7 protein-coding genes and 1 rRNA gene are annotated in these 6,029 nt (G+C 52.1%); 5 read left to right on the forward strand and 3 right to left on the reverse strand.

Annotated elements, in window-relative coordinates:
* Positions 1–28: 28 nt before the first annotated feature.
* Positions 29–1,093: a class II fructose-bisphosphate aldolase gene (gene fba / locus V8L70_RS20255; protein WP_008959652.1), complete on the forward strand. Its 1,065-nt coding sequence runs from the start codon at positions 29–31 to the stop codon at positions 1,091–1,093.
* Between the two features lie 238 nt (positions 1,094–1,331).
* A complete protein-coding gene (locus V8L70_RS20260; protein ID WP_332870631.1) occupies positions 1,332–1,607 on the forward strand; it encodes a hypothetical protein in 276 nt (91 codons plus the stop codon).
* 17 nt (positions 1,608–1,624) lie between these two features.
* Here V8L70_RS20260 and V8L70_RS20265 read toward each other — a convergent pair whose 3' ends face one another.
* Positions 1,625–2,050 (reverse strand): hypothetical protein, encoded by a 426-nt coding sequence (locus V8L70_RS20265; protein ID WP_101146334.1) that lies wholly within the window; start codon positions 2,048–2,050, stop codon positions 1,625–1,627.
* Positions 2,051–2,336: 286 nt separating this feature from the next.
* Here V8L70_RS20265 and V8L70_RS20270 point away from each other — a divergent pair, with 286 nt between their 5' ends.
* The 3 genes from V8L70_RS20270 to V8L70_RS20280 are packed head-to-tail and all read left to right on the forward strand — an operon-like array spanning position 2,337 to position 4,379.
* Positions 2,337–3,035, forward strand: coding sequence for an HAD family hydrolase (locus V8L70_RS20270; RefSeq protein WP_101146335.1), 699 nt, complete (start codon positions 2,337–2,339; stop codon positions 3,033–3,035).
* A gap of 2 nt (positions 3,036–3,037) precedes the next feature.
* On the forward strand, positions 3,038–3,412 hold the full coding sequence (locus V8L70_RS20275; RefSeq protein WP_008959656.1) for a translation initiation factor Sui1: 375 nt from the start codon (positions 3,038–3,040) through the stop codon (positions 3,410–3,412).
* A 58-nt stretch (positions 3,413–3,470) separates the two neighbouring features.
* The gene (locus V8L70_RS20280) at positions 3,471–4,379 is read left to right on the forward strand and encodes a nuclease-related domain-containing protein (RefSeq protein ID WP_008959657.1); all 909 of its coding nucleotides are present in this window, start codon (positions 3,471–3,473) and stop codon (positions 4,377–4,379) included.
* An 8-nt stretch (positions 4,380–4,387) separates the two neighbouring features.
* On the opposite strand, the gene V8L70_RS20285 is transcribed toward V8L70_RS20280, so the two are convergent.
* Complete coding sequence (locus V8L70_RS20285; RefSeq protein WP_101146336.1) at positions 4,388–5,719, reverse strand: deoxyguanosinetriphosphate triphosphohydrolase; 1,332 nt, start codon at positions 5,717–5,719, stop codon at positions 4,388–4,390.
* Between the two features lie 191 nt (positions 5,720–5,910).
* Positions 5,911–6,026 (reverse strand): 5S ribosomal RNA (rrf, locus tag V8L70_RS20290).
* Positions 6,027–6,029 lie beyond the last annotated feature (3 nt).

Here is a 6,029-nt window from a genome sequence, read left to right on the forward strand (position 1 = left end):
TTTTTTAAAACTTAGATAAGGTGATTGAATGGCTCTGATCAGCATGCGCCAAATGCTCGACCATGCCGCCGAATATGGCTACGGCATCCCAGCATTTAACGTTAATAATCTTGAGCAGATGCGCGCCATTATGGAAGCTGCTGATGCCACCGACTCACCGGTAATCGTGCAAGCCTCTGCTGGCGCTCGTAAATATGCGGGAGCTCCGTTTCTACGCCACCTGATTTTAGCGGCGGTAGAAGAGTTCCCCCATATCCCGGTGGTCATGCATCAGGATCACGGTACTAGCCCTGCGATTTGCCAGCGCTCTATCCAGCTTGGCTTCTCCTCGGTAATGATGGATGGCTCACTGGGCGAAGACGGCAAAACACCCACCGATTACGACTACAACGTTAACGTTACTCGTCGTGCCGTCGAAATGGCCCACGCCTGCGGTGTGTCTGTTGAAGGCGAGCTGGGCTGCCTGGGCAGTCTGGAAACAGGCATGGCCGGTGAAGAAGACGGCATTGGTGCTGAAGGCAAGCTGGATATGGAACAGCTGCTGACCGACCCTGAAGAAGCGGCCGAATTCGTCAAAGCGACGCACGTAGACGCCTTGGCCATTGCCATTGGCACCAGCCACGGCGCTTATAAGTTCACCAAGCCACCCACCGGGGATACGCTCTCTATCCAGCGCATCAAAGAGATCCATGCGCGGATTCCGGACACCCACCTCGTCATGCACGGCTCTTCATCCGTGCCGCAGGAGTGGCTGGAAGTGATTAACCAGTATGGCGGCCAGATTCCAGAAACATACGGCGTTCCGGTGGAAGAGATCGTTGAAGGGATTAAGCACGGCGTACGCAAGGTGAATATCGATACCGATCTTCGCTTGGCGTCTACAGGGGCTGTGCGTCGTTTTATGGCTCAAAATCCTGCCGAATTCGACCCACGTAAATTCCTCAAAGAAACCGTCACCGCGATGCGCGATCTGTGTATTGCTCGCTATGAAGCCTTTGGCACAGCAGGTAACGCTAGCAAAATTAAACCGATCAGTTTAGAAGAGATGTCCCTGCGCTATGAGCGCGGTGAACTGGCTCCTAAGATCAAGTAAACCTGTTACTTCCATTGTTTACTATAAAGACGACCAAACGGTCGTCTTTTTTTACCTATCCCACGTTATGCTCGACGAAATACATATTGCATTGCAGCATTGATATGCTAACACTGGTGATGAGTCCACGAGGTTTCGTGTTCAAATAGAGAGGCTAATACTCATGAAAAGCTCCACAATGCCGCCACTTATGCCCACCACTCCGTTAGCGATGTTTGATGTTTGGAAGGCGGGCCTAATGGCATTTGAACTATGGTCCACTTCCCTGTCGACTATCACGATGCGCAATCACTTATGGCAAACACAGCCTTTCTTCAGCCCTAAAATGATGAAAGAAAATCAAAAAATGGTCACCGAAAAGCTCGAGGCCAGCATGGAAGCTGGCCTCGAAATGCAGAAAGCATTGTTTAACTCTATGAATGGCCAGCTAGCCCCTTGGTGGGTCACCAGCCAGCTCACAATGAAGCCTTATCATCAGCGCAGCAGTGCTAACTCACGCCGTCTAGCTAAATAATGTTTCAGGCACTGACGTTACTCGTTATCGTCAGTGTCTCCATCGTCATCTTCGCTATTTTCTTCTTCGCTGCTATGAATAGCATCATCCGGGCTGCCAGTACCGCCTGTGCCAGCCTCTGGGTTTCGCTCTTCACTCTTGCCAGTCTCTAACTCTACGTCATCCTCTCCTGCGCTGGTGGCTACTTCTTCGTTCTTCTCCTCCTCCTCTTCTTCTTCACGCACACGGGTCTGCTCATTAGTATCCTCGGCATCGCTAGATGACGCCACGTCGTCACGTTTTACCGATCCGGCTTTAATACCGTATTCCTTTTCAAGCGCTTCATCATTAAGAGGCTCGTGCTGTTCGCCTTCCGTTTCATGATTATCAGCAAACACATAGCCAGTCGTCGTTAGCAAAGCAGCGCTGAGGGCTAAGGGTAGGATCCAAGGGGTGAATCGCATCGGACGTTCTCCATGTTTTGGTTATGACAGAATAGTGTATCCCTACTATCTCTTCAGCGCAGCTTGGCCGTTTCCAACGCTAGCGCTACAGCGTTTCCTGAAGCTAGATGACAGACAACAGCGGCCACCAAAATGAGCGTAGCCGTTTAAGCTGGCTCAAGCGTAGTGTATAGGCAAGCAAAAAATAACAAAACAGTGTTCACAAATGACGTAAAATCCCGTTCAATAGCAGTATAGATGGCTTCAACTAACACTGGCAGCGCTAAAGCCGCTGCAAGGAACCGTAATGCCGCTCCCACTTTTGCTGTTTGACTGTGATGGCACACTCGTCGATAGCGAACCGCTACTAGCCGAAGAGATGGCCGCCGGGCTTAATTCAGTAGGGCTGCCATTTGCTACTACCGATTACCTCGGTGAATTTCGTGGAGCGCGCTTTCGGCGTATCGTTGCTGAACTTCAACAGCGCTATGGTGATGTTGATCCTGATCAACTTGAGCGCATGGAAATCCTTATGCGAGCCAATCTAGCAACTCGGCTTGCCCAAGAGTTGACGACCATACCAGGTGCTCGTGAAGCGTTGGATATACTGAGCTCTTACCCAAGTGCGGTAGTCTCTAATGGGCCTGAAAGTAAAATTCTTACGGCGCTAGAAGCCACAGAACTTAGCCATTATTTTGGAAACCGCTTTTTCAGTGGCTATACCGCCAATTGCTGGAAGCCTGAACCCTGTTTACATTTACACGCAGCCAGTATCATGGGCTATGCAGCGCGTGACTGTATCGCAATAGACGATGCCTTAGTCGGTGTTCGCGCAGCACTGCAAGCGGGGATGACGGTGATTCATTTAAATCGTTTCCCGGATGCCGAAGAAACGCCTGAAAATGCCATTATGATCAGCAATATGTATCAGTTACCCGCCGTAGTGGAGCGTCTCACGCGTGAATATTGGCAGACCCCCGTGCCCCAACACTCTATCGGAGGATAATAATGGCCTCTTTACGTGACCAATTGGGTGGGCTTGTTTACTCCACCGAACATGGTAAAACCTGCCCCACCTGCCGGGAAGCACTTGAAGCCTGTTACTGTGATGATGTAAGCGAACAACAGCGCTTAGCCGAGCTAGATGGCATAGTGCGTATTCGACGCGAAACCAGCGGCCGTAAAGGCAAAGGGGTTACCACTGTTAGCGGCATCCCTTTGTCTGGTGATGAACTTAAAACATTAGCAAAAACGCTTAAAAAACGTTGTGGGACGGGCGGAGCTATTAAAGACGGTATTATTGAAATACAAGGCGACCATCGTGATGTTCTGCGCCAGGAGCTCAGCACACTCGGCTATCAGGTTAAACTCGCAGGGGGTTAAAGCCTCTACACCACCAAGACTTACCGTCAAGTAAGTCGCTATAGGGCAAGGCACTGCAATGGCTTGGCTGGAATACTTGCTACCCCTCATTTTTTTATTCCCCATGGCGGCAATGGCCAGTATTGTCCTGGCGCTGCGCAACCTACACGATGCGCGCGTCCATTCGCCCTTCAAAGCTCCCCTTCATGAACCGGGCCAAGCGCTGCGCCATCGCCTTGACCAAGCTTTTTCCAGCCTATTTCTAAACGGGGCGTTAGGGCCCATCATTAGCTTGGCCCCTCTGGTGTATGGCATGGGCCGCATGCTTTTTGTGGACCAACAAGATTGGGTCGAATGGGCTTTATATGGACTACTCAGCACACTGCTGGTACTGACGTTTTCACTGCTGCTGGTACGTGATTATCAACGTATTCGGCGACTAAAATTAGGCCTCGCTTGCGAGCTTGCCGTTGGCCAAGAGCTTGAGCGTTTAGTCCGCCCTGAGGCCCACCCCTACTACGTATTTCATGATGTCCCCACCGATAGCTTCACGATTGATCACGTGGTGGTAACACCTCACGGTGTTTTTGTGGTGGAAACAAGGGCAAGAACACTCGCTATCGGCACTGATGGCAACGAACTCAACACAGTGGCGGTAGAGCGCGAGCGGCTACGCTTTCCACATTGGCAAGAGCGCCGGCCACTGCATAAAACGCGCCAAGGCGTTAGCTGGCTCGGCCAATGGTTAGAGCGCCGCTGCAGTGTGCCGGTACCGGTTAAAGGAGTGTTAGTGCTGCCCGGCTGGGAGATTGATACCAGCGAGGCCTCGCCGGATATCCTGGTAGTGAGCGGCGAGCAACTTGCCCAACAGCTCACCGAGATAACGCCGGGACAGATGAGCGATGCCATTCACGATAAGGTCATTCATATCTTACTGGAGCGGGCACGGCTAATGGAACTCAAACATCTCCGCCAGCCGTCCGTATAATGTACGGCTTAGTCGCCGCGTAACCGCCCACCCATCTCTTGGGCAAGATCGACTGCATAGTGGTCCGTCATCCCACCGATAAAGTCCAGCATTCGGCGGTAGCTATCGTAAAGCGGCCAAGAAGGCAGCGGCGTGTTTTCGCCAATCAGGGCCAACACACGCTGATGTTTAAACGATGAATGCCCGGTGTGATGTAGCTCGTGGGCAGCACCAATAAAAGCTTCCAAGAGAATACCTAGCGTCGTATAGGCACCAATCTCTAATTTCGCTTTACGCTCGTTTTGGAAAATACGCTCTCGGGCAAGCTGCTTCGCCGCCTGAACACCCCACCCAAGGTCGGGGTGACACAGCTCTAATAGGTCGTCATTGAGGGTGCCGCTTAGCAGGGCCTGCTCATGCTGTACAAACACCGCGCCGACATCATTGACGGCACGTTCCATAGCAGCACCGCGCAGTAAAGCGATACGCCGCCGCTGGGAGACATTACGGGCTTGCATATCGGCATATTCAGGCGGGAACTCTCCGGCAATTTGACGCAGTATTTCGACGACTTCTTCATAGCGCAGAATACCCATTTCTAAACCATCTTCCAGGTCTAACAGGGCGTAACAAATATCATCAGCGGCTTCGACAAGCCAAGCCAACGGGTGGCGGCACCAGCGCTGCTCGCCTTGCGGCAACAAACCTACCGCTTCAGCCACTTCTTTGAGTAACACTTGCTCTGACTGGTAAGCGCCGAATTTTCCCGCGCGTCCGCTGTAACGAACCGTCCAAGGGTATTTGAGTAGTGCCCCCAGGGTGGCTGCTGACAGCCGCATGCCACCATTAAACTGGTTATATTCGATCTGGGTAATCACTCGAAAACCCTGAGCATTGCCTTCATAGGTCAACAGATCCTCGCGCTCTGCGTCTGAAAGGCCTTCTAATAGCCCACTGCTTTGAGCACGCTGAAACCAATCGCGAATGGCATACTCACCGGCATGCCCAAAAGGGGGATTCCCAATGTCATGTCCCAGGCACGCTGTCTGCACAATGACCCCAAGATCAGCGGGCGTTATCCATTCTGGCAAGCGATCATGTAGTAACTCTCCGACAATCATACCCAGAGAACGACCGACACAGCCGACTTCTAGCGAGTGAGTTAGGCGAGTATGAATATGATCGTTTTCTGTCAGTGGATGCACCTGTGTCTTACGGCCAAGACGCCTGAACGAGCCTGAAAAAACAATCCGGTCATGGTCTTTATGAAATGGGCTACGACCGATTTCACGAGTACTTGTTGAGCGTTGGTCGTGAAGACGACGTGGGGAAAGTAGCTGTTCCCAGCGCATCTGAGTCATGGGCAATCCTCCTTGAGGAGTGCATTTTGCCATAAAAAAAACCCCCAAGGCGTTAGCCCTGGGGGTTTTTTAGTATAGGTGCCTGACGATGGCTGCGCCGGGCTGCCGGGACTCTCCATGGGGAGACCCTTGTTTTTCTTCCACGCACACAAAAAACCCAGCCGGGTGGCTGGGTTTTCTGCGGTATAAGTGCCTGACGATGACCTACTCTCGCATGGGGAGACCCCACACTACCATCGGCGCTAAGCGGTTTCACTGCTGAGTTCGGCAAGGGATCAGGTGGTTCACGCGTGCTATGGTCGTCAGGCGT

This window comes from Vreelandella arctica, assembly GCF_037070215.1.
GTDB classification, from domain to species: domain Bacteria; phylum Pseudomonadota; class Gammaproteobacteria; order Pseudomonadales; family Halomonadaceae; genus Vreelandella; species Vreelandella arctica.

Excerpts from the sequence above, each read along its gene's own strand:
- fba (WP_008959652.1), top strand. The coding sequence starts at position 29 with ATGGCTCTGATCAGCATGCGCCAAATGCTCGACCATGCCGCCGAATAT.
- V8L70_RS20260 (WP_332870631.1), top strand. The coding sequence starts at position 1,332 with ATGGCATTTGAACTATGGTCCACTTCCCTGTCGACTATCACGATGCGC.
- V8L70_RS20265 (WP_101146334.1), bottom strand. The coding sequence starts at position 2,050 with ATGCGATTCACCCCTTGGATCCTACCCTTAGCCCTCAGCGCTGCTTTG.
- V8L70_RS20270 (WP_101146335.1), top strand. The coding sequence starts at position 2,337 with ATGCCGCTCCCACTTTTGCTGTTTGACTGTGATGGCACACTCGTCGAT.
- V8L70_RS20275 (WP_008959656.1), top strand. The coding sequence starts at position 3,038 with ATGGCCTCTTTACGTGACCAATTGGGTGGGCTTGTTTACTCCACCGAA.
- V8L70_RS20280 (WP_008959657.1), top strand. The coding sequence starts at position 3,471 with ATGGCTTGGCTGGAATACTTGCTACCCCTCATTTTTTTATTCCCCATG.
- V8L70_RS20285 (WP_101146336.1), bottom strand. The coding sequence starts at position 5,719 with ATGACTCAGATGCGCTGGGAACAGCTACTTTCCCCACGTCGTCTTCAC.